Source organism: Pseudomonas edaphica (genome assembly GCF_005863185.1).
Classification (GTDB): Bacteria; Pseudomonadota; Gammaproteobacteria; order Pseudomonadales; family Pseudomonadaceae; genus Aquipseudomonas; species Aquipseudomonas edaphica.
The window spans coordinates 1-500 of record NZ_VBVZ01001154.1; the positions used below are offsets into that span (position 1 = coordinate 1).

Below are 500 nucleotides of genomic sequence, written 5' to 3' on the forward strand. Positions count from 1 at the left end.
CGGTGGAACATGCCGACAGCAATGCCGGCCTGTTGAAAAAGTATTTGCTCCAGGGCCCGGCGGCCAAGGCCAAGTTCCTCAGCCTGTACAACGTTGCCGCGAACCTGGAAGACGCCGCCGAACTGGCCGATCGCCAGTTGGCAGAGCTACCCGCGATCGATGTGCTGGTACTCGGCATGGGCGATGACGGCCACACCGCATCGCTGTTCCCCAACAGCCCCAACCTGGGCGAGGCGCTCAAGCCTGACGGCACGCGCCGTTGCTGGCCGATGCTGGCGCCGACTGTGCCGCACCAGCGCCTGACCATGAGTCGCGCGCTGCTGGCCACGGCCCATTACACCGTGCTGTCGATTTCCGGCAGTTCGAAATTGACCACCTTGAGCGCCGCGCTGGCCAGTGACGACGTTGCTGCCATGCCGATTCGCGCGTTTTTGCAACCTACTTTAGAGATTTACTGGTGCCCATGAGCCAAGGATCAGCCGCTATGAAAAGCCCTCAAC

At 62.2% G+C, this 500-nt stretch carries 1 protein-coding gene; it reads left to right on the forward strand.

Annotated elements, in window-relative coordinates:
* The coding region (locus FEM54_RS33800; protein ID WP_171045988.1) for a 6-phosphogluconolactonase at window positions 1–467 on the forward strand (467 nt) is incomplete at its 5' end.
* Window positions 468–500: the final 33 nt, after the last annotated feature.